Origin of the sequence: Lactococcus petauri (genome assembly GCF_023499275.1) — a bacterium.
GTDB lineage: Bacteria > Bacillota > Bacilli > Lactobacillales > Streptococcaceae > Lactococcus > Lactococcus petauri.
In genome coordinates this window covers 1510771-1536653 of the sequence record NZ_CP094882.1, presented here as the reverse complement: position 1 = coordinate 1536653, position 25883 = coordinate 1510771, and the positions used below count along the sequence as shown (strand labels likewise).

The 25883-nt window shown below is 38.7% G+C and carries 25 protein-coding genes; 21 read left to right on the top strand and 4 right to left on the bottom strand.

The features are described 5' to 3' along the window. Window positions 1-146: 146 nt before the first annotated feature. Window positions 147-1829, top strand: coding sequence for an LTA synthase family protein (locus tag lgb_RS07415; protein ID WP_081252683.1), 1683 nt, complete (start codon window positions 147-149; stop codon window positions 1827-1829). A 220-nt stretch (window positions 1830-2049) separates the two neighbouring features. Here lgb_RS07415 and lgb_RS07410 read toward each other — a convergent pair whose 3' ends face one another. Then, window positions 2050-2448 carry a VOC family protein gene (locus lgb_RS07410; protein ID WP_019294321.1) on the bottom strand — a complete coding sequence of 133 codons (399 nt, stop codon included), beginning with the start codon at window positions 2446-2448 and terminating at the stop codon, window positions 2050-2052. Window positions 2449-2633: 185 nt separating this feature from the next. Between lgb_RS07410 and lgb_RS07405 the strand changes: the two genes are divergently transcribed. Together lgb_RS07405 and lgb_RS07400 are read left to right on the top strand one after the other, a co-directional pair. After that, window positions 2634-3551, top strand: a complete 918-nt coding sequence (locus lgb_RS07405) for a magnesium transporter CorA family protein (RefSeq protein ID WP_003133025.1) — start codon at window positions 2634-2636, stop codon at window positions 3549-3551. A gap of 41 nt (window positions 3552-3592) precedes the next feature. Then, window positions 3593-5284, top strand: coding sequence for a bifunctional lysylphosphatidylglycerol flippase/synthetase MprF (locus lgb_RS07400; RefSeq protein WP_242810690.1), 1692 nt, complete (start codon window positions 3593-3595; stop codon window positions 5282-5284). 69 nt (window positions 5285-5353) lie between these two features. Here lgb_RS07400 and lgb_RS07395 read toward each other — a convergent pair whose 3' ends face one another. Then, window positions 5354-5791, bottom strand: coding sequence for a universal stress protein (locus lgb_RS07395; RefSeq protein ID WP_003133021.1), 438 nt, complete (start codon window positions 5789-5791; stop codon window positions 5354-5356). A gap of 353 nt (window positions 5792-6144) precedes the next feature. Here lgb_RS07395 and lgb_RS07390 point away from each other — a divergent pair, with 353 nt between their 5' ends. The 9 genes from lgb_RS07390 (at window position 6145) to lgb_RS07350 (ending at window position 14360) form a co-directional block, all read left to right on the top strand. Then, entirely contained in the window at window positions 6145-8499 is a 2355-nt protein-coding gene (locus lgb_RS07390) for a helicase C-terminal domain-containing protein (RefSeq protein ID WP_019294319.1), read from the top strand. A 182-nt stretch (window positions 8500-8681) separates the two neighbouring features. Then, window positions 8682-9125 carry a cell wall elongation regulator TseB-like domain-containing protein gene (locus lgb_RS07385; RefSeq protein WP_019294318.1) on the top strand — a complete coding sequence of 148 codons (444 nt, stop codon included), beginning with the start codon at window positions 8682-8684 and terminating at the stop codon, window positions 9123-9125. A 3-nt stretch (window positions 9126-9128) separates the two neighbouring features. Then, entirely contained in the window at window positions 9129-10322 is a 1194-nt protein-coding gene (locus lgb_RS07380) for a pyridoxal phosphate-dependent aminotransferase (protein ID WP_019294317.1), read from the top strand. Further along, window positions 10312-10641 (top strand): GIY-YIG nuclease family protein, encoded by a 330-nt coding sequence (locus lgb_RS07375; protein WP_003133012.1) that lies wholly within the window; start codon window positions 10312-10314, stop codon window positions 10639-10641. The genes lgb_RS07380 and lgb_RS07375 overlap by 11 nt, the downstream gene beginning before the upstream one ends. A gap of 20 nt (window positions 10642-10661) precedes the next feature. After that, window positions 10662-11999, top strand: coding sequence for an asparagine--tRNA ligase (asnS, locus tag lgb_RS07370; RefSeq protein WP_019294316.1), 1338 nt, complete (start codon window positions 10662-10664; stop codon window positions 11997-11999). Between the two features lie 123 nt (window positions 12000-12122). Next, window positions 12123-12470 (top strand): nucleoside triphosphate pyrophosphohydrolase family protein, encoded by a 348-nt coding sequence (locus lgb_RS07365; protein ID WP_003133010.1) that lies wholly within the window; start codon window positions 12123-12125, stop codon window positions 12468-12470. Then, window positions 12467-13084, top strand: coding sequence for a thiamine diphosphokinase (locus lgb_RS07360; protein ID WP_019294315.1), 618 nt, complete (start codon window positions 12467-12469; stop codon window positions 13082-13084). Before lgb_RS07365 ends, lgb_RS07360 begins: the two co-directional genes overlap by 4 nt. Before the next feature lie 9 nt (window positions 13085-13093). After that, entirely contained in the window at window positions 13094-14014 is a 921-nt protein-coding gene (locus lgb_RS07355) for a Gfo/Idh/MocA family protein (protein WP_019294314.1), read from the top strand. 19 nt (window positions 14015-14033) lie between these two features. Continuing rightward, window positions 14034-14360, top strand: a complete 327-nt coding sequence (locus lgb_RS07350; RefSeq protein ID WP_019294313.1) for a heavy metal-binding domain-containing protein — start codon at window positions 14034-14036, stop codon at window positions 14358-14360. 50 nt (window positions 14361-14410) lie between these two features. On the opposite strand, the gene lgb_RS07345 is transcribed toward lgb_RS07350, so the two are convergent. Continuing rightward, window positions 14411-14710: a GIY-YIG nuclease family protein gene (locus lgb_RS07345; RefSeq protein WP_019294312.1), complete on the bottom strand. Its 300-nt coding sequence runs from the start codon at window positions 14708-14710 to the stop codon at window positions 14411-14413. Between the two features lie 104 nt (window positions 14711-14814). On the opposite strand from lgb_RS07345, the gene uvrA reads away from it, so the two are divergent. From uvrA to lgb_RS07300, 9 genes are all read left to right on the top strand, one after another. Next, window positions 14815-17634 (top strand): excinuclease ABC subunit UvrA, encoded by a 2820-nt coding sequence (gene uvrA / locus lgb_RS07340; RefSeq protein WP_019294311.1) that lies wholly within the window; start codon window positions 14815-14817, stop codon window positions 17632-17634. A gap of 156 nt (window positions 17635-17790) precedes the next feature. Next, window positions 17791-19713: a fructose-bisphosphatase class III gene (locus lgb_RS07335; RefSeq protein WP_019294310.1), complete on the top strand. Its 1923-nt coding sequence runs from the start codon at window positions 17791-17793 to the stop codon at window positions 19711-19713. Between the two features lie 46 nt (window positions 19714-19759). After that, window positions 19760-20512 (top strand): MurR/RpiR family transcriptional regulator, encoded by a 753-nt coding sequence (locus lgb_RS07330; RefSeq protein WP_019291601.1) that lies wholly within the window; start codon window positions 19760-19762, stop codon window positions 20510-20512. Between the two features lie 130 nt (window positions 20513-20642). After that, a complete protein-coding gene (gene nagA / locus lgb_RS07325) occupies window positions 20643-21791 on the top strand; it encodes an N-acetylglucosamine-6-phosphate deacetylase (RefSeq protein ID WP_019294309.1) in 1149 nt (382 codons plus the stop codon). Window positions 21792-21932: 141 nt separating this feature from the next. Further along, entirely contained in the window at window positions 21933-22355 is a 423-nt protein-coding gene (locus tag lgb_RS07320; protein WP_019294308.1) for a PTS sugar transporter subunit IIA, read from the top strand. Continuing rightward, a complete protein-coding gene (gene yajC, locus lgb_RS07315; protein ID WP_019294307.1) occupies window positions 22356-22631 on the top strand; it encodes a preprotein translocase subunit YajC in 276 nt (91 codons plus the stop codon). Window positions 22632-22720: 89 nt separating this feature from the next. Beyond that, window positions 22721-23197 (top strand): PTS N-acetylgalactosamine transporter subunit IIB, encoded by a 477-nt coding sequence (gene agaV, locus lgb_RS07310; protein ID WP_019294306.1) that lies wholly within the window; start codon window positions 22721-22723, stop codon window positions 23195-23197. A gap of 152 nt (window positions 23198-23349) precedes the next feature. Continuing rightward, on the top strand, window positions 23350-24159 hold the full coding sequence (locus lgb_RS07305; protein ID WP_019294305.1) for a PTS mannose/fructose/sorbose/N-acetylgalactosamine transporter subunit IIC: 810 nt from the start codon (window positions 23350-23352) through the stop codon (window positions 24157-24159). Next, window positions 24149-24988: a PTS system mannose/fructose/sorbose family transporter subunit IID gene (locus tag lgb_RS07300; RefSeq protein ID WP_014025198.1), complete on the top strand. Its 840-nt coding sequence runs from the start codon at window positions 24149-24151 to the stop codon at window positions 24986-24988. Before lgb_RS07305 ends, lgb_RS07300 begins: the two co-directional genes overlap by 11 nt. A gap of 39 nt (window positions 24989-25027) precedes the next feature. Here lgb_RS07300 and lgb_RS07295 read toward each other — a convergent pair whose 3' ends face one another. Continuing rightward, window positions 25028-25777, bottom strand: a complete 750-nt coding sequence (locus tag lgb_RS07295) for a MurR/RpiR family transcriptional regulator (RefSeq protein WP_019294304.1) — start codon at window positions 25775-25777, stop codon at window positions 25028-25030. Between the last annotated feature and the right edge of the window lie 106 nt (window positions 25778-25883).

Here is a 25883-nt window from a genome sequence, read left to right as displayed (position 1 = left end):
TATACTAAAAATTACTTGATACAAATGAGGAATAACCTTTGTTTATACTTTTAAATATACTTATAATAGTACTGGAGACAATTTATTTACTTTCCTTTTATAAATTATTTCATTCAAGCAGGATACGCATAATAAATGAAGGTACTATGATTTTATTTTTTTCCATTTGTTACATGCACTCTGGTTTGGCAGATAGCATAACAATGGAAAGCATAGTTTTTATGCTGATCACAACTTTACTTTTAACGAGTTTATCTATTGTGTTAGTAGGAATATTCGAATACCAGTTCGGCTTACTGCTATTCTCCCTAATAAATGCGTTAATTTATATTGGCTCTTCAATTAAAATGAATACGACTGGTGTACCTGTCATGTGGGCCGACTTTAACAGTGGACTTTTTTGGGATGTTGTATGGAACATGTACTTGAAACAAAACTATCCCTATATTATTTTATCCTTTGTTATTGTGGTGTTACTGTTTTACTTTATGCACCCGAAGAAAATATCTATATTGACCTTTCAAACACGGATGAGACAGATACTTATAGGTGGGATAGGATTAGTAACTATTTTAGTATTGGTGGGAAAAGTTTTTGTGACCACAGTTCATTCCAGAAGCTTTGAGGAACAGGGAAGTTTAGTGTATTTTATTAGTAGTAGAGAAGTAGATGCAATGTCTTCTAGTGGAATTTTGAATCAGTATTCTCAAGAGAAGATGGAGAAAATTGTAAAAAAATATGAAGAAGAGTTTTCTACAAAGAAAAATTTTGGTAAAGACGATGAGACCGTTATTACTGTATTGAGTGAATCTTTAGCAGATCCTAAAAGCTTTTCTGGTATATCATGGAAAGAAGATCCCATGCCTAATTTTCGAAAACTACAAAATGCATCAGGTGGTTATTTACAATCTACTATGTTTGGTGGTGGAACAACAAATGTTGAGTTCAGTGTCTTAACTGGTTTTAGTTATTCATTTTTTAATCAACAAATAAATGCCTTTGATTATATGAATCAAAATCCAGATAGAAACCAGAGTATTGCTCAATATAAAGGTGACAATATCGCCATACATACGCATATGAAAACAGGTTATCACCGTGCTGACGTTCTACCCAACCTAGGATTTTCTAAGTTTACTGGCAGAGAAGACCTCTTGAAAATGGAGGAAACGAGTTCAGCTGTCTATTATGCTGAAGGGTATTTAAGCGACTATACTTTATTTGATCAGATACTAAATGAAGTGAGTTCTTCTACTGAAAAGAACCTTCTTGTTCACGGATTGAGTATGCAAAACCATTACCCTTATACAGAAGATTTAAAAGGAAAACTAGAAAATAAAGATGTCTTAATTTCTGGTAATAATTTGAATGCCGAACAAAAACAGTTAGCGTTATATGCGAGAGGAGTGAAGAAAACAGATGAAGCGCTCGGAACATTTATTCAGTCATTGGAAGCTTTGGATAGGAATGTGACTGTTATCATGTATGGCGACCACTACCCTGCTCTTGATAATTCAGTTTATATGAAGTATCCTGTCAAAAGTGATGAAAATAAACTCATTAATGACCATTCAACACCTTATTTTGTATGGAAAAACCATAATCGTAAGAGTGAAAATGTTAGCAAATCTGTTACACCAGAAGGGTTAGCTGTATTAGCAATGAAAGAAGGAAATACGAAAGTTCCTGTATTCTATCAGTTTGTGGATAAACTTGAAAAAGTGGACAAGGAAACAAGTATTCATCAAGAAATGTTAGAAGATTATGAGCTGATTCAATATGATATGCTTGAGGGGGAACAGTATAGCAAGGTTTTATTTGAAAAATAGTTTCTTAGCAAAATTTCTACAAAACTGCCGAATCTGGTAGATATCTCCGGAAAGAAAGCTATCTTTCCTTTTGGGCAAATGATGCTCAAGCAAACGAGTTAGGCACCGTTCGAATGGATAATAAAGTTGTTTTTCTTTAAAGCTACAGATGATTACTTAAGTCAATTGAATTAAAAAGACAGGATTTACATCCTGTCTTTTTTGTAGGAAAAGTATTAACTCACATAGCCATCCATACAGGCTCTAAGCAGTTACCGTCTGGATCTTGAACTTCAAGACCATACATGACGTCCTCAGGAATGCCATTTTCTAAATGAAGGGATTGTCCGCCATTTTGACTGGCAAGTTTGCCGAATGCTTTGACAGCATCCGCACTTGGAAGAGTAAAGGCAGCAAGGGCACCACTCACTTTGTGTGTATCAGCGATTGTTTTATCACCAATGAATGTTTGGTAGCGCTCATGCGAAAGTAACATGATATAGAAATTTTCATCCCAGACCATACAGCTTACTAAGTCGTCTGAAAAATCAGGATTCTTTTTGAACCCAAGCTTTTCATAAAAGTCTGTGGAAACCTGAATATCTGAGACCGGAAAGTTGACGAAAACCATTGTCGACATATGAAATCCTCCTTAAAATAAATTTTATGTCAGAACATTCTTAACTTTAAGCTAATTGTAGCATAAATCATATTTTTCATGGCTTGATTGGTTTAGAAAATGCTTTCAAAAAAGTAAGGTGAAAATCATGGGAGAAAACAGCGTTTGAGACGTTTATTTAAGAGATTTTCTGTTAAAATATAACTATGATTAAAAACTATGAATTGTCAGCTGAACATCGGCTAGTCTCTACGGCAGAGATGAGGAATTTTACATACGTACTTAATCCGACGCGCGAAGAAATTGGTAGTGTCTCGGAGTACTTTCAACTGCCCTTTGACTACCTTAGCGGCATTCTCGATGATTATGAAAACGCCCGTTTTGAAACGGATGATATCGATAATAATCTGATACTTTTACAATATCCAGCCTCATCAAGCTATGGCGAGGTAGGGACATTTCCTTATTCTTTGATTTGGACAAAAAATGAAGCGGTCATTTTAGCTTTAAATCATGACATTAAGGGAGAACATATATTCGGTAGAGAATATAGCTCTACACGCTATAAGCATGAAATTATTTATCAGGTTATGTATCAAATGACACATGACTTCCATGATTATCTACGGGAATTTCGTCTCCGTCGTCGTCGGCTTGAGGTAGGAATCAAGAACTCAACAAAAAATGATCAAATTGTTGATATGATTGGTATTCAAGCCAGCCTTATTTATTTTGAAGATGCTTTGAACAATAATCTCGAAGTGTTGAAGAAATTTATTGATTATCTGCGTGAAGAAGATGAAGATGGTTTTGCTGATAAAATTTACGATATCTATATTGAAACGGATCAGGCCTACACGGAAACACGTATTCAGCTTAAACTGTTACAAAATCTACGTGATTTATTCTCAAATATTGTGTCCAACAACTTGAATATTGTCATGAAAATCATGACTTCAGCAACCTTTGTTTTGGGTATTCCAGGTGTTGTTGTCGGTTTTTATGGAATGAATGTCCCCATACCTGGCCAGGAAATCAGTTGGGTCATGTGGGCCATCTTAGGGTTAACGCTTATATTTTGTGGCATTGTCGTTTGGGCTTTACGCAAAAAGGACATGCTGTGATCGTTTAACAATTACAAGTTATCATAAAGGAACAGTTATTCATGTATAGATTACGTATTTTTGCACAAAATTTAGCAATCTTCCTGTCCGTAGTGATTGATATTGGAGCAATTTTAGCTTTTTATTTGCATCGATCACCTGTTTTGAGAGAGTATTTTCCTTCCTATAGTTTCATGCCGCATTATATTTTAGGCTTTGCTTTAGGGCTTTTGGGCCTTTTGGTCTCTCTCAATCTCTACCGACGGGTAAGGTCAGCTTGGATTATTACGATCGTCGTTCAATTTGTCATTCTGCGCTTGAACTTTATTTCTACTCAAAGGTTTTTTAGTATTGGTTCACTCCTTTCACTTATCATTCTGGTTGTTCTCGGACTTACTTATCGTGATTTTAGTCGAACAATGGACCGTAATTATGCAAAAAAGGCAGTGTTTCTCGGTTTCATCCCACTTGTTTTGGCTTTCTTTAACACCTTACTGAGTTTAAGTTTTTTGAAACGCGATTATTTAGGAAATCCAGATGTCTATTCTATCTTTAAGCAATCCTTGCATTTTCTTTTTACAATGGACATTCGGCAAGCGCATTTCAATTCTCATGTACATGGTTTTTATATGGTTGGCCTGATTATCATCACTTGGATTTGTGTGATGTTGGCACTCTATTATATCTTAAAACCGTTGGTATATTACCCGATATTGAGCGGGCGTGAAAAAGAAAAAGCAATCGCACTTGTTGAAAAATATGGTCAAAATCCGATGGCTTATATGACTATCGATGGTCAAAAATCTTATTTCTTCAGTGTTACTGTTGAGGGGATGTTGGCGTATACCGTCGTAAACAATGTACTCGTTGGTTGTGGGGATATCGTTTGTGACCCTAAAGATGCTGCTCGTTTTATGGGAGAACTGGTTCACTATTCTCGTCGGAATGGATGGAAAATCTTGTTTATGGACATTACAGAAACGATGCGTTCTGCTTATGAATCTTATGGTTTTTCGATGATTAAGATTGGTGAAGATGCCTGTTTACGTTTAGAAGACTTTAACCTTAAAGGAAAGAAAACAGCAAAGGTTCGTGCCAATATCAATCACGCGCGCCGCTTAGGTATTACTGTTGAAGAATACAAGCCAAACGCAAAACGAGATATAAAAATTGAAAATGAACTTCAAGAAATCTCAGACGAATGGTTTGGCTCCAAAGGCCCCGAGCTTGGCTTTATGTTAGGAGGATTGGCTTTAGAAAATCCTCTTGGTCGCCGTTATTTTTACAGCCGTGATGAAGCGGGAAAAATGTTGGCTTTTGTAATTTTTGTTCCTTATGCTGAAGGCGAGGAAAGAGGTTATATGGCTGATGTTACGCGCCGCCGAGCGCAAGTACCTAATGGTTCTATGGAAGTGTGTCTTCTCCAAGCCTTTGAAACAATGCGCGAGGAGGGAGTAACTTGGGGAAATCTCGGTCTCTGCCCTTTGGCAAATATTCAAGATGACGAGGACAGTAGCAAAGTTACAACGCAGCTCTTCCAGTTTATTTATGAAAATATGAATGGTGTCTATGGCTTCAAAGGGCTTTATCAAGCCAAGAAAAAATGGAATCCAAGTGATTGGCAAGCGCGTTATATCGCTTATGCGCCCAAACCTTTCAGTTTCAGCTATGCATACGCTATGTTGAAGGCTCAAAATCCTAAAGGGATAAACAAACTAATCCTTGAGAAACTCCGGACAAAGATTGAAAAATAAAAGCACCGCAGCTTTTGCGGTGCTTTTTCTTAATAAAAAACCTCTCAACGAGAGGACGAAATATAACAATTATTTACGGACGACAAGGGTATCACATGGCGCATTTTTAATGATATAGTCAGCAACAGAACCGATAAAGATACGTTCAATGTAGCTCAAACCAGTTGCACCAAGAACGATAAGATCAATGTTTTCTTCTTTTGGAAGTGTTTGTCCCAACATAACTTTTGGTGAGCCGAATTCGACACGAGTAGTTACTGTTTTTACACCAGCGTTTTTCGCTTCAGTTGCAAAGTCATTAATGAGGTTTTCAGCACCTTTATGTGTATCATCAGCTACGACAGAATCATAAGCAGAGATAGACTGAAATGCACGCAAGTCAATGACGTTAGCGATGACTAATTCGGCATCGTTACGAAGAGCAGTGGCAACAGCTTTATCAAAGGCTTTTGTTGATTCTACAGAACCGTCAAGACCAACGAGGATTTTTTTGTAATTATCGAGCATAGTGGGACTCCTTTTCTTTTTTTTACTATACTCTAATTTTACTCTAATTTGAAGCATTTGTAAAAGAAAAACTATTTTTGGAGTCTAGTTTTAGCGCAGGAGGCGCTTAATCAAACACGAGGTGTCAAGGCAAATGCATATACCAGTGTACTTTGCGATATTTTCACAGTCTTCTTACTGCAAAATCATGTTTTTGACGAAACAAGTGGTGGGGCAAAGTTGCTGTATGTTGAGAAGCACAACTATGTGCTGTCCTCATTGCGTCTAATTTGATATAATTATAAAGATCTATTTTTAAACGGCCAAGTAAAGCAAAGCCTTATAAAAATAAATAGAAGTTGAAAGGTAAAAAAATGACTCGATATGCTGTGGTGGACTTAGAAGCCACCGATGCGCACAGCTCGCAGAATAAAATTATCCAAATAGGTATTGTGCTAGTCGAGGGTGGAGAAGTGGTAGACACTTATACGACAGATGTCAACCCACATGAGTCGCTTTTGCCGAGAATTGCTAACCTTACAGGCTTGTCTGACCGTCGCTTGTCAAAAGCACCAGACTTTTCAGAAGTTGCAGAAGAAGTGCGCCAAAAATTGGAAGGTACCATCTTTGTAGCTCACAATGCACGTTTTGATTACTCTTTATTAATGAAAAGTCTTTTTCCTTTAGGCTTGGATTTGGAGTTACCGCGCGTAGATACCGTTGAGCTGGCACGAGTTCTTTTTCCTAGCTTTGAAAAGTATGGAATGGAAGCTCTTAGTGAGCGACTAGACTTACGTCACGATCAGCCTCACGCTGCTTTATCAGATGCTTTAGCTACAGCAGAGTTACTGCTTAAGATGCAAGATAAGATTCGAGAGCTTCCGCGTGCTGTTTTAGAGGAGATTATTCGCCATTCGGACAGCTTACTCTATGAGACGAAAGAATTCTTAAAAGAGCAACTGCCCTATACATCACTCAACGTTGAGCATCTTTATGTGGTTCATAATATTGCTATCCGTAGAGAAAAAGTTAAAGAAAACAGACAGCCCCTTGCCAATTCTTTTGCTAAAAATATCTCTCGTTTGGGTCTTAAAGTCCGGAAAAATCAAGAAAAGATTGCCGAAAAAATAAAAGAAGAACTTACACAAAGTCGCCCTTCTTTCATTGAAGCCCCCACTGGCATCGGGAAGACATATGCTTATCTTTTACCTTTGCTTGCAGAAGGACGGGAAATTGTTGTATCAACGCCGACTAAAGTTCTACAAAATCAGATGATTCATGGTGTAGCACCTATTCTTAAAGAAAAATTTGGTGTGAATTTCTCTAAGCTTTTAGGAACGAAGAATTATATTTCTTTAGAAAAATTTTCACGGCTTTTGCTGGCAAATACTGAAGGAAAAAACTTCGAAATTTTTAAGATGAAAATCTTGGTTTGGTTGACGGAGACGCTTACAGGGGAGCTAGACGAGCTCTCCAAAGTGATGACCAATGAGGAGTACTTTGCTCAGATTGCGCATGATGGCTATGTTAACAATAAACAACTGCATTATGAACAGGACTTCTGGCTGAAAGCACAACGCCGAGCTGAAATTTCGCAAGTCAAAGTCGTCAATCATGCTTACCTAATTGAACGTCTTGCAGATTATCCTGAGACTTTCTTACAGGAACGTATTTTGGTTGTGGATGAAGCACAGCAACTCTTCACAACACTGGAAAGAGCCAATCAGAAAACAGTTAAAATCTCGGAGCAATTGGAAACCGTCGATATAGAAAATTCGCATTTAAATAAACGCCTTGTGGAAAGTTTGACATTTCAGCTCAAAAATAAAAAGTTGGACAGTGAGAAAATCGCTCTTGATGCGAGAGAGCTTGGTTTAAAAGAACTGGCTGAAATTTTTGAACATCCAGAGCAGAACTTTATTTGGCGCGAGGGAGATATGGTTCACGCTTCAAGTACGGATTTTTATAATTTTGAAAAACTGGTACCTTCAGGAACTAAAGTATATATGCTGGGAGCAACCTTATCTCTGACAGAAGACAAACCTATTTTCCCAGAACTTTTGGGCTTTAAGGACTATCGTTTCTTCAAATTTGACAGCCATCCCGCCGATAACCAAGAAATATTTATCGTGTCTGATGGGCCGCATATCAAAAATACAGGTGTTATGGCTTACGCGCATTATGTTGCGGATAGAATTTCCGAGGTTGCTGAGCTGGGTGCTCAAGTTGTCGTTCTCTTTACAGCAAAAGTGTCTTTAACTTTTGTAGCAGAACAACTGTCCGCTGAAGGTTGGGATGTATTGGCTCAAGATATTAATGGGACTGCTGCACAAATCAAGAAAAAATTTGATAAAGGAGAAGGGCAGATTCTTCTGGGCTTATCTTCCTTCTGGGAGGGTGTGGATTTTGAGAAGCAAGATCATCTTGTTTTGATGATTCCCCGTCTGCCCTTTGCTACGCCAGATGATATTTTAACGAAAAAGTATGCAAAACGTTTTAATAATCCTTTTTACGATTTTAATGTCCCTATGGCAACTTTGAAGTTGCAGCAAGCTCTTGGACGTGTCAATCGGCGCCATAATCAGTATTCCAAAGTTGTGATTCTTGACAATCGATTAGCAGGAAAATCTTATGCGAAAAGAATGCGTAAAAATCTTGCGCAAACTGCGCCGCTTAAAACACTTGAAAATAGTGAATTAGTGGAAAAAATTCTTGAATTCCTGATGTGAAGTGATACTCGATACAGATAAGTCCAAGAAGAAGTTAAGAAAAGACACCGAAATTCTTCAGTGACAAGACTACGGAAAATTATGGATTTAACTTTTTTCGGCAGAAGACCTTTGTAGAGAAGCAATTTCGTTGCTTTTTTGCTATAATTAAATAGATTATCTAAAGGACAGAAAGGTAGGCTATGAGAAGAAGACGAATGACTCTGCATACACAGGTTATTATCGGTATTTTAACGGTAATTCTGGCAGGTTTTATTGCGATAAGCCTCTTTATCTGGAGAGCAATCAGCCCTTATAATACAGCAAGAAGCGCTGCAATTGCTATAGCAAAGGATAAAACTGAGCTGAAAACTCCAACAGCTTTTGACATTGCAACTACAGATAGCACAGATTATTCTTTACTTGGCAAAACTGAAAAAGGCAAAGAGATAGGTGTTTTAATCCCTGAAAAAGGGGGAAATTTAACAGTTATTGACATGGCAACAGGTGTTAAGCCCGAAACGCTTCAGACGGATAATACGACATCGATTGTCTTGGCCCTTTATAAAAATCAGCCAGTATGGCAGGTAAATAGTCGTGAAGGTTTTAAACTTTATGATTTCAAGACGGGTAAGGAGCTGTTGTAATTTATGAAAAAACTATCTGATTTTGTTTCAAATATTGAAGAGTCTGTGACCCTAGCTGCTGCGAAGCGTGCTAAAGATCTCGCAAGCCAAGGAAAAAATATTATTGATTTAACTTTAGGGCAGCCAGATTTTTCCACCCCAGAATTAATCGGTGAAGCAGCTATTGATTCTATTCATTCAGGCAAGGCAAGTTTCTATACACAAGCTTCTGGCTTACCTGAGTTGAAAAGTGCTGTGCGTAATTATTGGGATAAATATTATGGTTACGCCATTGAAGATAAGGAAATTTTAGTTACCACGGGTGCTAAATTTGCGCTTTATGCCTTCTTCCAAAGTGTTTTAGATAAAGGAGATGAAGTCATCATCCCAGCCCCGTATTGGGTGAGCTATGTGGATCAAGTCAAAATGTCAGGAGGTCAACCTGTTGTCGTTTCGACTTTGCAAGAAAATGACTTTAAAATCACAGTTGAACAACTTGAGGCAGTAAAAACCGAAAAGACGAAGGTGCTTTTATTAAATAGTCCATCCAATCCAACAGGAATGATTTATTCAAAAGAAGAATTACTGGCCTTGGGAAATTGGGCTGTGGCTAATGATTTGTTAATTTTAGCAGACGATATTTATCACCGACTGGTTTATAATAAAAGCGAGTTTACAGCTATTTCATCCTTATCAGAGAAGATTCGTCAACGCACGATTGTCATTAATGGTGTATCGAAAACCTTTGCGATGACCGGTTGGCGTATTGGACTTGCAGTTGGTGATAGCGAAATTATTGCAGCAATGACGAAGATTGCAGGTCAAACGACCTCAAACCCAAGTACAGTTGCTCAATATGCAGCCATCGAAGCCTTTAATTCTGATGAAGCGGCAGTCGAAAAAATGCGTACAGCATTTGAATCAAGGCTAAACTTGATACATCCTATGATCAATCAAATTCCTGGCTTTGAGGCTATTAAGCCTAATGGTGCATTCTATCTCTTTCCTAAAGTTGAGAAAGCAATGGCACTGAAAGGGTATGACAATGTTACGGATTTTGCGACAGCAATTCTTGAAGAAACTGGAGTGGCTCTGGTGACGGGGGAAGGATTTGGGTCACCCGTACATGTGAGGTTGAGTTATGCCACTGACCTTGAGAGTTTGACAGAAGCAGTAAAACGTCTTCGGATTTGGATGGAAGAGTCGCATGATAGATAAAAAAGAAGCAAAATCAGCTTATAAGCTCCAAGAAAAGCTTGGTGCTGTTGTAGCTTATAAAAATATTTCAAAAAACAAGTTTTATCTTGATATAGCACCAGATTTACCTGGTTTGAAAAATCGCTTTGAATTTTCACGAAAAACAGGTATTGGTGTTCCCCTAGCCATTGACAAAGATTGGAAGTCTGATGACTTTGAGCTCCTGGTGTTGGAAGAGCTTAAAAAAGATGAATTACAGACACCAAAAGCTTTTAAAGAAGATTTGAAAACTTTGAAAGAAATCTGGTTAGAGAAATTTATAGACAAAGATTTATATTAATAAAAGAGAAGGAATTATTTATGAAAGACTTAGTATCAATCATCGATGTGAAAGACCACGTCGGAGAAGAAATCAAAATTGGCGCTTGGGTTGCAGACAAATCAGGAAAAGGAAAATTGCAATTTCTCCAACTCCGTGATGGTACAGCTTATTTCCAAGCTGTCGTTTTCAAACCAAACATGATTGAAAAATTTGGTGAAGAAGCAGGACTAGAAAAATTCACTGAAATCAAACACTTGGCTCAAGAAACATCAGTAATCGTAACAGGGATTGTAAAAGAAGATTCACGTTCAAAATTTGGCTACGAGCTTGATGTCACAGACCTTGAAGTCGTTGGTGGATCTGTGGATTATCCTATCACACCAAAAGAGCATGGTACAGATTTCTTGATGGATAACCGTCACTTGTGGCTACGTAGCCGCAAGCAACATGCTATCATGCTTGTACGTAACGAAATTATTCGTGCAACATATGAGTTTTACAATGCCAATGGCTTTGTTAAAATTGATAGTCCAATCTTGACAGGTTCAGCTCCTGAAGGAACAACAGAACTCTTTGAGACAGATTACTTTGGACAGCCTGCTTACTTGTCACAAACTGGTCAGCTCTATGCAGAAGCGGGTGCGATGGCATTTGGCAAAGTCTTTACCTTTGGTCCAACTTTCCGTGCTGAAAAATCAAAAACGCGTCGTCATTTGACAGAATTCTGGATGATTGAGCCAGAAATGGCCTTCACAACTCATGAAGAATCTTTGGATATTCAAGAAGCTTATGTCAAACATTTGATCAAATCAGTCTTGGAAAACCAACGTTATGCTTTAGAAAGTTTGGAACGTGACATTGATTTATTGGAAAAATATGTCAATGAACCATTCAAACGTGTCACTTACGATGATGCGATTGAACTTCTTCAAAAAGAAGAAGCAAATAATGATTATGATCATATCGAGTGGGGTGATGACTTTGGTTCACCACATGAAACATTTGTTTCTAACTACTATGGTGTGCCAACATTTATCATCAACTACCCTAAAGCGATTAAAGCTTTCTACATGAAACCACATCCAACACGTGAAGATGTTGTGATTTGTGCCGATCTTATCGCGCCAGAAGGATATGGTGAAATCATTGGTGGTTCAGAACGTGCGACAGATTATGATTACTTGGTTGAAAAAGTAAAAGAATTCGGGCTTTCAGAAGAAGAGTACAGCTGGTACCTTGACTTACGTAAATTCGGTTCTGTGCCACATTCTGGTTTTGGACTTGGCTTGGAACGTGCGGTAACCTTTATTACAGGTAACCAACATATCCGTGAAGCTATTCCATTCCCACGTATGCTTGGACGTATTCGCCCTTAAAGCTTAAATAAAAGTTCTCAAGTTACTTGAGGGCTTTTTTGTATAAAACCAAGGGGTGAAACATCCTTTTTCAGTGGAGTTTTTGATATAATAAGAGGGAGAATTAAAGGAGGAACCTTATCTATGGAACTTAAGGATTATCAAAAGGAAATAATAAAATTTGATGTCAATGGTCCTCTAGCGGATATTGAGCAGGTAAATTTTGCTTTTTTAGATAAGGTACTCGGTTTAGCGGGGGAATCAGGAGAAGTTGCGGATAAGATAAAAAAAATCATCCGTGATCAGGATGGCATTATTAAAGATGATGATAAAAATGCTTTGGGAAAAGAATTAGGTGATGTCTTATGGCATGTAGCAACCTGTGCGCGCTATCTGGGGCTTGATTTGGAACAAGTCGCTCAAGCCAACTTAAATAAACTGGAAAGTCGTCAGCTGAGAGGCAAAATAGCGGGCAGCGGGGACGAGCGATGAGAGTACTTATTCACGCAGGACGGCCAGCAAGCTTACCTGAAGAAAGCTATGATTATTATGTCGGTATTGATCGTGGAGCTGTATTTTTACTTGAAGACCATCAAAATATAGACTTAGCGGTTGGTGATTTTGACTCTGTAAGTATGGAAGAATTCGGCAAAATATCAGAAGCAGCTCATGAACTTGTTAAACTTCCGGCAGAGAAGGATCAGACGGATTTAGAAGCTGGTTTAGATCAGGTGCTTTCGCGTTTTCCAGATGCAGAAATCATGATTATTGGTGCCCTTGGTGGAAGGCTTGACCATCATTTGACCAATGTGTACCTGCCTCTGAATTTTGACTATCCTGAAAGGATTTCTTTGAAGGATAAGCAAAATTTTGTAAAATATCTGACTCAAGGGCAGCACACCATTCGCAAGATTGAAGGCTATCCATATTTGGGCATTGTTCAGATCGGCACAAAAAGAAGTTTAGAGATTAAAAACGCAAAATATCCACTTAAAGCTGAGGATAACTTTGCGGACATCTACGCAAGTAATGCTTTTATCAGTGAGACGATGGAGTTAAAAATTGCTCAAGGCAAGCTTATCGTCATTTATTCAAAAGACAGTTAGAGAGACTATATGATTATTGGAATAATTGGTGCAACATCAAATATCGCAGGTAAGGCCTATCTGCCCGTTTATGCAAAAATGCAAGCCGAGCATCGTTTTATTTTGCATTCGCGAACTTGGGAAAAAGCTGAAGAGATTCGAAAAAAATACAAGTTTGAATATGCGACAACGGATTTAGGAGCGTTGGAAACTTGTGATATGGTCGTCATCCATGCAGCCACGGCTCAACATTTTGAGCTTGCAAAACGCTATTTGAGTGCAGGCACACATGTCATGATGGATAAGCCAATTTCCGAAAACTTTGATGAGGTCCAAGAACTTCATCGCTTGGCTGAGGAGAATAATGTCCTCTTTGTTATCGGTTTTAACCGCCGTTTTGCCCCAATGACAGACAAACTTAAAGAGGTCAATCAAAAAAACTTTATCAAGGTAAGTAAAAATTTAGCAAATAATGCCGACGAAGTACAATTTAGTTTGTATGATATTTTTATCCATCCTTTGGATACGTTGATTTACTTGCTTGATGACGAGATTGAACGTTACAGTTATCAATTAGCGATGACGCCGGACAAAAAACTTTCACGTGTGATAGTCACACTGAGAACGCAATCTTGTATGGGCATCGCCAGCATGAACTTGACTTCAGGCGCTTTTTCTGAGGAATTTACGGTCGAAGCAAGCAGTGGAACCTATCGTCTATCAGAACTTACGGAGTTAGAAATCCTTACTGGATTAGACAAGCAAACAATCGGAATTAATGGTTGGCAAAGTGCCACATATAATCGTGGTTTTGAAAGTTTGGTTTTTGACATGGTTGAAGCAGTAACTCATTTTGATGGTCATAATAGAGATAAACTTATGAAACAGATGAAACAAACAAATGTTCTAGATTCGCATGAGATCATCCATGAAATTTTGGACAAAATGTAACTTATAAAGGAGTAAGTAAATGAAAGATATGCTAATTTTAACTACAAATGATGCACCTGGCTATCGTGTTGTTGAGGTCTACGGTGAGGTTTTTGGTTTAACAACTCGTTCACGTAACGTCTTCTCAAGTACTGGACAACAATTAAAAACGATTGTCGGAGGAGAAATTGCCGGCTATACGAAACTCCAGCATGAAACGCGTGAGAGTGCTATTGAACGTCTTGCAGAAGAAGCACGAGATAAAGGTGCTAATGCAATTCTCGCTATGCGTTTTGACTCTTCGACATTTGGTAATGTGGACTCAGTTGCTGCTTACGGTACAGCTGTTAAACTGGAAAAACTATAAAAAGCAAACTTGAGTTTGCTTTTTATAATTAAACTGAAAAAAGGGATGTTTTATCCCTTTTCTTTAGCTAGAAGTTCTTTTTCAAAAGTTTCTTTGATTGCTCTTTCTTTAATTAATTTTAATTTTTGTGAACGGTTGAGTTTATGCTTAAACCACCATTCGCATTTTAAGGCGTGTTTCTTATCTGAAAATTCAACGGAAGTCAGAAGTTGAAGGGGACGACGTGCTTTAGTATATTTAGCACCTTTACCAGAGTTATGGGTTTCCAGTCGTTTCGTAACATCGTCTGTATAGCCACAATAAAGCGTATCGTCAGCACAACGCAAAACATAGACAAAATAAGATTTCATGATAAGGCTATTGTACCTTAAAATGTAGTATAATTGAAGTATCTTTATCGAAAATAAGAAATTCAGTCTCAGTAAATATGGGATAGAAGTGAGAAGGGAAGAGTATGCCCCAAGATAAAATTGTTATACATGGTGCTCGAGAGCACAATTTAAAAAATATAGATGTTACCATTCCACGTGATAAGTTGGTCGTTGTTACAGGTGTTTCGGGTTCAGGGAAATCTTCTCTGGCTTTTGAGACTTTATATGCTGAAGGACAACGACGTTATGTCGAATCATTATCTGCTTATGCCCGTCAGTTTTTAGGTAATATGGATAAACCAGATGTGGACAGTATTGACGGCTTGTCGCCAGCTATCTCTATTGACCAGAAAACAACTAGCAAAAATCCACGCTCTACTGTTGGAACAGTAACGGAGATTAATGATTACCTCCGTTTGCTTTTTGCGCGTGTCGGAAAACCTTTCTGTATCAATGGACACGGAGAAATTTCAGCACAATCGGTTGAAGAAATTGTGGACCAAATCCTCGAATTGCCTGAAAAAACACGCCTACAGATTTTGGCACCAATTGTGCGTGGTAAAAAAGGACAGCATGTTAAAGTTTTTGAGCGTGTGCAAAAAGAGGGCTATGTGCGTGTCCGCGCTGATGGTGAAGTTTACGATGTGACAGAAGCACCAGAGCTTGATAAAAATAAAAAGCACAATATCGAAGTCGTTATTGACCGTATCGTTGTAAAAGAAGGTATTCGTTCACGTTTGTTTGACTCTGTTGAAGCAGCACTTGGTATTGCTGAAGGCTATGTTATTGTGGACAAGATGGATGGGGAGGAACTCCTTTTTAGTGAGTTTTATGCCTGTCCTGTCTGTGGTTTTACAGTTCCCGAGTTAGAACCACGTCTCTTTTCATTTAATGCGCCTTTTGGCTCTTGTCCAGACTGTGATGGTCTAGGGATGAAAAATGAAGTCGATCCTGACTTGGTTATTCCTGATGATAGTAAGACCTTACGTGAAGGTGCTGTCGCTGCCTGGAATCCTATCTCTTCAAATTACTATCCAACCATGTTGGAATGTGCTAGCCGTGATTTTGGAATTGATATGGATACACCGTGGGCTGACTTGCCGGAAGAACACAAAGATATTATTCTTAATGGTTCTGGTGAGCGTAAATTTCATTTTTACTATGTCGGTGATTTTGGAAATGTGTCTGATAAAGACATGGTTTTCCCTGGTATAATCAATAATATCAACCGTCGTTTCCGCGAAACTTCAAGTGATTATACACGTGAATACCTTCGTGGTTACATGACAGAGTTAACATGTACGACTTGTCACGGCTATCGTTTGAACGATCAAGCCCTTTCGGTTAAGGTTGATGGGAAACATATCGGAGAACTTTCTAACTTAGCTATAGGTGACGAATTAGAGTTTTTAGCTACTCTTACTTTATCTACAAACGATGAAATGATTGCGCAACCTATTGTAAAGGAAATCAAAGATCGCTTATCTTTCTTAAAAAATGTGGGTCTAGATTATCTGACACTTTCACGGGCTTCAGGTACTTTATCAGGTGGAGAATCGCAACGTATTCGTTTAGCAACCCAGATTGGTTCTAACCTTTCAGGTGTCCTTTATATCCTTGATGAGCCATCAATTGGTCTACATCAAAGAGACAATGACCGCTTGATTGAATCCCTCCAAAAAATGCGTGATTTAGGAAATACACTTATCGTGGTTGAGCACGATGAAGATACGATGAAAGCAGCAGATTGGCTGATTGATGTCGGACCAGGCGCTGGAGATTTAGGTGGTGAAATCATTGCTGCTGGTACGCCGAAACAAGTAGCGAAAAATAAAAAATCTTTGACAGGACAATATTTATCAGGAAAACGTTCCATCCCTGTACCTGCCAAACGCCGTAAAATCGATAAAAAACGTATGGTGAAGGTCACTGGGGCTTCAGAAAACAATTTACAAAATATCGATGCCCAATTTCCTTTAGGGATTATGACAGCTGTAACTGGTGTTTCAGGGTCGGGTAAATCAACCTTGGTTAATTCGATTCTGAAGAAAACCTTGGCGCAAAAACTCAATCATAATTCAGAAAAACCAGGTAAACATAAAAAAGTTACCGGTTATGAAGAAATTGAACGTTTGATTGATATTGACCAATCGCCGATTGGACGTACACCACGGTCAAATCCAGCAACCTATACCTCTGTATTTGATGATATCCGTGGACTCTTTGCCGAAACCAATGAAGCCAAAATACGTGGCTACAAAAAAGGACGTTTTTCATTTAACGTGAAAGGCGGACGTTGTGAAGCTTGTTCGGGTGACGGGATTATCAAGATTGAAATGCATTTTCTTCCAGATGTGTATGTCCCATGTGAAATCTGTCATGGCAAACGCTATAACTCAGAGACTTTGGAAGTACATTACAAAGGAAAAAATATTTCGGAAATTCTTGATATGCGCGTGTCGGATGCTTTAGAATTCTTCCGTCATATTCCCAAAATCGAGAGAAAATTGCAAACCATCGTTGATGTCGGCTTAGGCTATGTTACTTTGGGACAACCAGCTACAACCTTATCTGGTGGTGAAGCCCAAAGGATGAAGCTTGCTTCCGAATTGCAAAAACGCAGTACAGGCAAGAGCTTTTATATCTTGGATGAGCCCACAACAGGCTTGCACAGCGAAGATATCGCCACATTAATTAAAGTTTTGGATCGCCTTGTGGATCAAGGCAATACCATCGTGGTTATTGAACATAATCTTGATGTGATCAAGACCGCTGACTATATTATTGATCTCGGACCAGAAGGCGGTGCTGGCGGCGGAACAATCCTAGCTACAGGCACACCAGAAGAAGTTGCTGAGGTTGAGGAATCTTACACCGGACAATATTTAAAACAAAAATTATAATTGTCTGATTAAAAAAAGAGTAAAGTCTGATCTTTACTCTTTTTTGTGTAGGGAAAATACATTTAGAAGAAAGCGCTTTACTATAAATGTTAAAAATACTATAATGTAGGCATGTTGCTTTTATCAAGAAGCAAGAATTAGAGGAGAAAACAGATCATGGATGAAAAGTACTATAAGCTGCTAAAAGAACAGTTTGTATCCAAAGAAGCAGTCTTAACCGAAATCATAAACCTCAGCGCAATTTGTGAACTTCCTAAAGGTACAGAACATTTTGTGAGTGACATACATGGGGAATACGATGCTTTTAATCATGTCTTGCGTAATGGCTCAGGTTCGATTAAAGAAAAGCTCCGCGAATGCTTTCCTGACTTAGATCCTACCGAGATTTCAGAGCTTGCAACTTTAATTTATTACCCAGAAGAAAAGCTGGTTTCCAAAGAAAGTCAGCTTTCGCAAGAAGCATTTGCATATTATTGCCGTGAGAACCTGATTTCCTTATTGAAACTCGCTCGATTTGCAGGAAAAAAATATACACGGTCGAAAGTACGTAAAGCTTTTCCAGAAAAATTCCGCTATATTCTGGAGGAATTAAAACATGAGGTTGAGTCGAGTTCAGAAAAACGTGCTTATTTTGACTCCATTATTGAAAAACTTCAACATCTGGGTGAACTTCCGAACTTAATTATTGCACTTGCGGATAGTGTAAGACGTTTGACCGTTGACCATTTACATGTGGTGGGCGATATTTATGATCGTGGCCCTTTTCCGGATAAAATTATCGATCGCCTGATCAGTATGCCTTCGGTTGATGTTCAATGGGGCAACCATGATATTATCTGGATGGCAGCCATCGCAGGTTCACCGCTTGCGATGATGAATGTTATTCGGATTAGCTCGCGTTATGGGAACTTGGATATTCTTGAAGATTCATATGGGATTAACTTACGTCCGCTGATTGAATACGCGGAGCGGTATTATGAGCCCAGTCCAGCCTTTGCCCCTCGTTTGACGGAAGGAGAATATCTGTCACAGGAGGAGTGTGACTTGCTCAATAAACTCCAACAAGCTACGGCAATCTTACAGTTCAAGTTAGAAAGTCAATTAATTGCACGACGCCCAGATTTTCATCTGGAAGAGCGGGATGTCTTGCATTTTATTAATTATGATGAAGAACGTATCACGCTCAAAGGCAAACAGTACGATTTACAGGAATTTCAGGCACCCACGGTTGATCCAGTTCAACCAGAGCAGTTAACAGACGAGGAAGAAATCTTACTGAAAAAACTGCTGAAAAATTTTCAGGCTTCCCAAAAGCTCAAAAAACATATTGATTTTCTTTTAGAAAAAGGTTCAATGTATCTTTCCTACAATGGCAATTTATTGATTCATGGTTGCCTGCCTCTTCATGAAAACGGCGACTTCAAGTGTTTTAGACTTGAAGGAGAAGCTTATTCTGGGCGCGAATTGCTCGATCTTTTTGAAGATCATGTGAGAAAGAGTTTGGCGCATCCTGATGTGAAAGAAGATTTATCTACAGACTTACTCTGGTATCTGTGGGTGGGAGAATCTTCTTCACTTTTTGGTAAAGAAGCGATGACTACTTTTGAGCGTTATTATATTGCGGATAAAGCAACACATGTGGAAAAGAAAAATCCTTACTATCGTCTAAGAGAAGAGCCAGAAACGATTAGTCGTATCTTGAAAAATTTTGGGATGGATGAAAAAGGGCATGTCATCAATGGACATACACCGGTTAAAGAAAAGAAAGGTGAAGAACCAATCAAAGCTGGTGGTAAACTGATTGTAATTGATGGCGGTTTTTCTAAGCCTTACCAAAAAGAAACTGGAATTGCGGGATACACTTTGCTTTATAACAGCTATGGTATGCAGTTGGCAGCTCACGAGCCTTTTAAAACGATAAAAGCAGCTGTCGAAGACGGCAGCGATATTGTAAGTGTCAAGCGATTGGTTGATCGAGTAGAGGAAAGAACCTGTGTTAAAGATACCAATATCGGTCAGGAGCTTTTGAAGACAATTGAAGATTTAGAGTATCTTTTTGAAAATTATGAAAAATATTGACTTGCAATGCTCGAAAATACAAATTTTGAAGTTAAAGGAGTGACAATTGAAAACCTTAAGTGAAGCAGAGTCGTATTGTTGGAATCATATTCAAGATAATTTAAATCGGATTCCTAATCTATCTATCTCGATATTGGCAACAGAATCACATGTCAGTGTTTCCACAGTTAATAGAACCTTGAAAAAAATGGGCTACGATGGTTATTCTGACTTTAAACAAACTATTCGTAATACCAAAAACGAGCGTCGCAAAAATGGCTTTTCAAAAGAGGTTAATCAGGCGATCCGTAAAAATGAAATAGAAATTACACGGACGATTAATCAACTTTCAGCGGATGATATTGAAGCTGCTATTAAGTTGATTGATCATCATAGCAAAATTATGATTTTTTGTGCAGGGCTGAGTGCTAATGTTGCACGGGAAATGATGGATAAGTTGCAACTTTTTGGAAAACTTTGTGTTATTCACGATGATTTTGACTATATGCAGTATTTTGCAAGTAAAGCCAATCGTGATTATCTAATTGTTGCCTTTTCTTTGAGTGGTGAAACACCTGAGATTGTACAAGCACTTCATAAAGCGAAGAATCGGGGAGCAAAGATTATTGCACTCGTGGGAGCAATGCCGAGTGCCATTGGAAGTCAAGCTGATGTTTACATCCATGCTTACAAATCAACTCAAAAAACGATTAATTTTGGTTTAGACGTGGGGAGTCGCCTATGTTTACAAGTTGTGAATCGTATCTTGTTGGATGCTTTTGCCCTTTACAAAAATTTAGCACCTATTCGTGAAGATTAAATAAGACAAGCAGAGAAGATAAAATCTCTGCTTTTTTTGGGAAAATTTTCCACTTATATAAGGGACTTTTTGGAAAATTTTCCCCTTATTTCTGATTTATACTAAGAAAAAAGATAAATGGAGGTAAGGCATGACTTACTATATTAAAGCAGATAAATTTTTTTATCCTTATCAAACGCTCAGTGGTGGCTATTTAGAAATTAAAGCGGGTAAATTTGGCAAACACATGCAAGAAGTTCCTGAAGATGCTGAGGTCAAAGATTATACAGGATACTGGATTGCGCCAGGATTGGTGGATACACATATACATGGTTTCGATGGCGCAGATGTGATGGACGGAGAGTCAGAGTTGCTTGATAAGATAAGTCAGGGTTTACTTAGAGGGGGTGTAACTTCTTGGATAGCTACACCATTAACAGGGGAACATGAGCGCCTTAGAGAAGTCTGCGAAGTAGTTGGAAATTATAAACCAGCAGTTACAGGGGCCAAAATACAAGGTCTTTTCTTTGAAGGACCATACTTTACTACTCAACATAAAGGTGCGCAAAATCCCGCTTATATGACAGATCCAGATGTGGAAGAATTTGAAAATTGGAACCAAGCAGCGCATGGTATGATTCGAAAAATAGCCGTTGCACCTGAAAGAGAAGGAAGTATCGAATTTATCCGAGCTTTGACAAATCGAGGAATCACGGTTGCTTTGGGACACTCTAACGCTACTTTAGCTCAAGCAACAGCAGCAGTAGAAGCAGGTGCTACTGTCTTTGTCCATACATTTAATGGCATGAGTCCCTTTAACCATCGGGAACCCGGAATGGTTGGTGTGGCACTGAGCCTTCCGAATACATATGCCGAGCTTATCTGTGACGGACATCATGTTCATCCGACAGCGGCTAAAATATTAATTCAAAGTAAGGGTGCAGCGCACACGGTCCTGATTACCGATGCGATGCGTGCTGCAGGAATGCCCGATGGAGATTACATGTTGGGAGAATTTCCTGTACGTGTTGAAGGAGGCGCTGCTCATCTTAAAGAAGGAAATAGTTTGGCTGGTTCTATCCTCATGTTAAAGGATGCGGTTAAAAACGTAGTAGATTGGGGGATTGCAACACCGGAGGAAGCTCTTATGATGGCGACCTTAACTGCTGCCAAGTCTGTTAATATTGATGACCGCTGTGGTCAAATTAAAGAAAGCTATAATGCTGACTTTATCGTTTTAAAGTCCAATATGGAACTTTCAGAAGTCTACGTCAATGGTGAACAGGTCATGTCGTCTTAAAACGCGAAAGTATATAAAGACAAAACATAGTTGTAAGCGGTTAATTCAGGAAAATTTACCAAAAATATAGGACTTATTTGGAAAAATTTCCTATAATTCATAGCTTATAATAAAACTAAATTGAGAAGACAAGGAGAAATGATGAAAGCTTTAATTTCTGGGCATGCGCATTTTGCAGAAGGTATGAAGAGTGCGGTTGAATTAATTACCGGACCACAGGCAGACTTACTCACACTTACTTTTGATGAAGCAACAAACCTTGAAGAGTATCAAGAGGCTTTAAATAATTTTTGTAAAAATGGTGAAGAAGTAGCCATTTTTACGGATCTACTTGGAGGGACACCTTTTAATAAAGCAATGATAGCTAAAGGAGATAGTGAGAACGTGCATATTTTTACGGGTACGAATCTTCCGATGCTGATTGAGTTTGTTTCTCAAGGAATGATGGGAACAGAGGTTGATTTAATGCTTGATTTATCTGTTTCAACAGCTAAAGATGGTGTCACTCTTGACCTAGCGCTTGGCAAAAAAATGCCAGAAGTTGAAGAAAGCGATGGCATATAAATGACGGCACAATTTATTATCAACAGTTCACTTGTCTTTATTGGCTTTATTCTTCTAGGCGGTACTTTTTATAGCATTGTTAGTGGTCTGCAGTTTAGCAAGCGTAAGAAAGTTATCGCCGAGTTGCATCAGAATCTTGCCGTAGGAAGTGAGGTCATGTTTAGTGGCGGCTTGACAGGAGTTATTACTGATTTAGACGAAGAGTTCTGTCGCATAAAGCTTGCGGATAAGTTGGTGATTAGAGTTTCACGTTATGCCATCACGCAGATATTGTAAAACGTTCATTTTCCTAGTTTCTAGGGTATTAAATAAAATTTGAATACGAACAAACAGGTTCCTATTCTCTATTAAGAAAGGTCATTATTATGCCAAATATTTTACTTACTCGTATTGATAATCGCTTGATTCACGGTCAAGTTGCCACACAGTGGAACAGCTTTGTCGGCTCCAACCTTTTGCTTGTTGCAAATGATGATGTGGCAAGCAATCCACAGCGTCAAGCACTGATGGATATGGCTGCACCGACTGGAGTTGCGACACGCTACTTTAGTCTCCAAAAAACGATTGACATTATTAGTAAAGCTGCTGATCGCCAATTGATTTTTATTATCTGTGAAAATCCTCAAGATGTGTTACGTCTTGTTGAAGGTGGTGTACCCATTAAAAAAGTGAATATCGGTAATATGCACATGTCAGAAGGAAAACGTCAAGTTGCAACTGTTATTGCCGTGGATGACGATGATGTGGCAGCATTTAAGAAACTGAAAGAACTTGGTGTTGAGCTTGAGATACAGCGCGTGCCAACTACAGTAATAGAGCCATTGGATAAGCTCTTCAAATGATACTCGTGATACATTTCTAATTTTGGTAACAAGAGGATTTTGCAAGAAAATAGAGTATTTATTGTCAAGTGAATTTATTTTTCTCGTTTTGATATTATAGGCTCTCAATTTTTTGGTTAAAATCCAACAAAAAAATATAAGGAGAAAAACTTATGGATGCTTCCATTTTTCAGATTATTTTGATCTTTGCAGTGACTTTTGTCGTTGCCATTGACCAATTTAGTTTACTTCAATCTTTGTACCAACCTATTGTCACCGGTTTGGTTATCGGCCTTATTCTCGGTGATGTTCAAACCGGTTTGATTGTTGGTGGTACTTATCAACTGATGACTATTGGTAATATGCCGGTTGGTGGGGCTCAACCACCAAATGCGGTTATCGGTGGTATTATGGCAACAGTCTTGGCTATCACTCTGGGTCTCCAGCCCGCCGCAGCCGTTGCCACTGCTATCCCATTCTCATTGCTAGGTCAATATGGTGTAACCTTGATCTTCACAGTTATGGCTCCGGTAATGGGTGTCGCGGATAAATATGCAGAAGAAGCAAACCCAGCCGGAATCGCGAAAATTAACTGGCTAGCGATGTGTGCACTCGGAACAATCTTTGGTATTGTCGTAACGCTCTTCTTTATTGGAGGGAAAGCCTTTGGAGATACAGTAGTAAATGCTATTCCAGCCTGGCTTATGAGTGGACTCGGTGCATCCGGAAATATGATGCGTTATGTCGGTTTTGCAATCTTGATTAAAGTTATGGTTTCAAAAGAACTTTGGGGCTTCTACTTCCTAGGCTTCGTGCTTGCTGTTATTGTTACCGGTATTGAAGCGCTCAAAGGTCCAGCATTACTTTTACTCGCCGTAATTGGTTTTGCATTCGCCTACTGGGATTTCCAAATGAATACAAAACTCAAAGCAGCTGCGGCAGCAGCACCAGCTAGTGAAGGAGATTATGAAGATGGTATTTAATATTCCTGATAATTATTCTAACCAAACGCCAGCACCACAACTTGATAAAAAAACACTCAACAAAATGGTTTGGCGCTCCGTTTACCTCCAAGCATCTTTTAACTATGAACGGATGCAAGCCGGTGGATGGCTCTACTCGATCTTGCCCGGTTTGGAAAAAATCCACACGGACAAAAAAGACCTTTCAGCTTCAATGGCGCACAATTTAGAGTTTTTCAACACACACCCATTTTTGGTTAACTTTGTAATGGGGATCGTTCTTTCACTTGAGCAAAATAAAACAGATATTCAAACGATACGTGCCGTTCGTGTTGCAGCGATGGGACCACTTGGAGGGATTGGTGATGCACTCTTCTGGTTCACGCTTGTACCAATTACGGCAGGGATAACAGCTAATATGGCGATTGCTGGAAATATCGCAGCACCGTTCATCTTCCTCTTTATTTTCAATGCTGTACAGTTCGGCTTGCGTTACTTCCTGATGCATTGGTCTTACCGAAAAGGAACAGATGCTATCAGCATCATGACTGCTAATGCAAAAGAATTTACACGCGCAGCTTCTATCCTTGGTATTTTCGTAGTGGGGGCATTGACTTCAGCTATGGGAGCTACTTCAGTAAACATTGTCATTCCAAATGGTGAAGCTGAAATTAATATTCAATCCATCTTAGATGGTATCTTGCCATCAATGTTGCCGCTAGGATTAACTTTACTTTTGTTCTATCTCATGCAGAAGCACAAATGGACACCTATCCGTTGTATTCTTTTACTCCTCTGCCTTGGCATCCTTGGCTCAGGAATAGGTATCTGGCCTTCAATCTGGCCGTAAATATAAAAAAGTAAGTGTGGGATAAAGACACTTACTTTTTTATATTTCTTTTTTTCTTAAAGCATAAGAGTCAAGCAAAATTCGTGAAAGAATAGTCAGAGGAAGTCGTGAGCGTACTTCATAGTCTGGGAAAAAGGAGCCATCTGATTTAAAACCAACTAGAGCAACATCAGATAGGGAGGTCAGCGTGGATTCACCCGCTGTCGTAAGGAGAAGTGTTGCAATATTGTGTTGTTGACAATTTTGTGCAGCATTTACCAATTCTGGAGTTTCGCCATTTAAAGATATGAAAAGGACAGCGTCTTCGGGGGATAATTTTTTACTCATGATTTTAATGATTTCAGGGTCTGTAAAGAGTTCACAGTATTTTTCTGTAAGCTGAAACTTGATCATCATCTCTTGGGCAACCATTTCTGAAAAACCACGGGCAAATAAAATGAGCCGTCTTGAAGCAGTGATAATTCGAATTGCTTCTTCAAGTTTCTGGATGTTAATCATTGAGATGGTGCGCATGACTTCTTGCTCATTTTTGGTAATGACGAGACGAATACCTTCATCTTCTTTATCAAACTGCGAAAAATCTTCATGCAACTTTCTTCGCTCTTTGAGTTTATACTTGAAGTCGGCATAGCCAGAATACCCTTTTTTCTTTAGTGTACGCACAATTGTTGCTGTTGAAACAGCAGCTTCAACACTTAATTCGACGATGGAATAGTTAGGGATTTCTATAATATTACGCTCAATATAATTCCATAAATATTGCTCAGAGTCGCTTAGTTTAGTACTCAAAGTAAACCTCCCGTTTTCTAAGATTTATTATTCTAAGTATAGCAAAATTAAAAATAGAAGTGTAACGTTTTTCAGAAATATCCAAAATTTGTAAGCGGGTACATAA

What these genes read in the sequence shown, in the direction of transcription:
- lgb_RS07320 (WP_019294308.1), top strand. Translation starts at nt 21,933, where the DNA reads ATGAAAGCTTTAATTTCTGGGCATGCGCATTTTGCAGAAGGTATGAAG.
- lgb_RS07390 (WP_019294319.1), top strand. Translation starts at nt 6,145, where the DNA reads ATGACTCGATATGCTGTGGTGGACTTAGAAGCCACCGATGCGCACAGC.
- lgb_RS07410 (WP_019294321.1), bottom strand. Translation starts at nt 2,448, where the DNA reads ATGTCGACAATGGTTTTCGTCAACTTTCCGGTCTCAGATATTCAGGTT.
- lgb_RS07380 (WP_019294317.1), top strand. Translation starts at nt 9,129, where the DNA reads ATGAAAAAACTATCTGATTTTGTTTCAAATATTGAAGAGTCTGTGACC.
- lgb_RS07400 (WP_242810690.1), top strand. Translation starts at nt 3,593, where the DNA reads ATGTATAGATTACGTATTTTTGCACAAAATTTAGCAATCTTCCTGTCC.
- asnS (WP_019294316.1), top strand. Translation starts at nt 10,662, where the DNA reads ATGAAAGACTTAGTATCAATCATCGATGTGAAAGACCACGTCGGAGAA.
- lgb_RS07305 (WP_019294305.1), top strand. Translation starts at nt 23,350, where the DNA reads ATGGATGCTTCCATTTTTCAGATTATTTTGATCTTTGCAGTGACTTTT.
- lgb_RS07405 (WP_003133025.1), top strand. Translation starts at nt 2,634, where the DNA reads ATGATTAAAAACTATGAATTGTCAGCTGAACATCGGCTAGTCTCTACG.
- lgb_RS07360 (WP_019294315.1), top strand. Translation starts at nt 12,467, where the DNA reads ATGAGAGTACTTATTCACGCAGGACGGCCAGCAAGCTTACCTGAAGAA.
- lgb_RS07300 (WP_014025198.1), top strand. Translation starts at nt 24,149, where the DNA reads ATGGTATTTAATATTCCTGATAATTATTCTAACCAAACGCCAGCACCA.
- lgb_RS07355 (WP_019294314.1), top strand. Translation starts at nt 13,094, where the DNA reads ATGATTATTGGAATAATTGGTGCAACATCAAATATCGCAGGTAAGGCC.
- lgb_RS07375 (WP_003133012.1), top strand. Translation starts at nt 10,312, where the DNA reads ATGATAGATAAAAAAGAAGCAAAATCAGCTTATAAGCTCCAAGAAAAG.
- uvrA (WP_019294311.1), top strand. Translation starts at nt 14,815, where the DNA reads ATGCCCCAAGATAAAATTGTTATACATGGTGCTCGAGAGCACAATTTA.
- lgb_RS07385 (WP_019294318.1), top strand. Translation starts at nt 8,682, where the DNA reads ATGAGAAGAAGACGAATGACTCTGCATACACAGGTTATTATCGGTATT.
- lgb_RS07395 (WP_003133021.1), bottom strand. Translation starts at nt 5,791, where the DNA reads ATGCTCGATAATTACAAAAAAATCCTCGTTGGTCTTGACGGTTCTGTA.
- nagA (WP_019294309.1), top strand. Translation starts at nt 20,643, where the DNA reads ATGACTTACTATATTAAAGCAGATAAATTTTTTTATCCTTATCAAACG.
- lgb_RS07350 (WP_019294313.1), top strand. Translation starts at nt 14,034, where the DNA reads ATGAAAGATATGCTAATTTTAACTACAAATGATGCACCTGGCTATCGT.
- lgb_RS07415 (WP_081252683.1), top strand. Translation starts at nt 147, where the DNA reads ATGATTTTATTTTTTTCCATTTGTTACATGCACTCTGGTTTGGCAGAT.
- lgb_RS07345 (WP_019294312.1), bottom strand. Translation starts at nt 14,710, where the DNA reads ATGAAATCTTATTTTGTCTATGTTTTGCGTTGTGCTGACGATACGCTT.
- lgb_RS07365 (WP_003133010.1), top strand. Translation starts at nt 12,123, where the DNA reads ATGGAACTTAAGGATTATCAAAAGGAAATAATAAAATTTGATGTCAAT.
- lgb_RS07335 (WP_019294310.1), top strand. Translation starts at nt 17,791, where the DNA reads ATGGATGAAAAGTACTATAAGCTGCTAAAAGAACAGTTTGTATCCAAA.
- yajC (WP_019294307.1), top strand. Translation starts at nt 22,356, where the DNA reads ATGACGGCACAATTTATTATCAACAGTTCACTTGTCTTTATTGGCTTT.
- agaV (WP_019294306.1), top strand. Translation starts at nt 22,721, where the DNA reads ATGCCAAATATTTTACTTACTCGTATTGATAATCGCTTGATTCACGGT.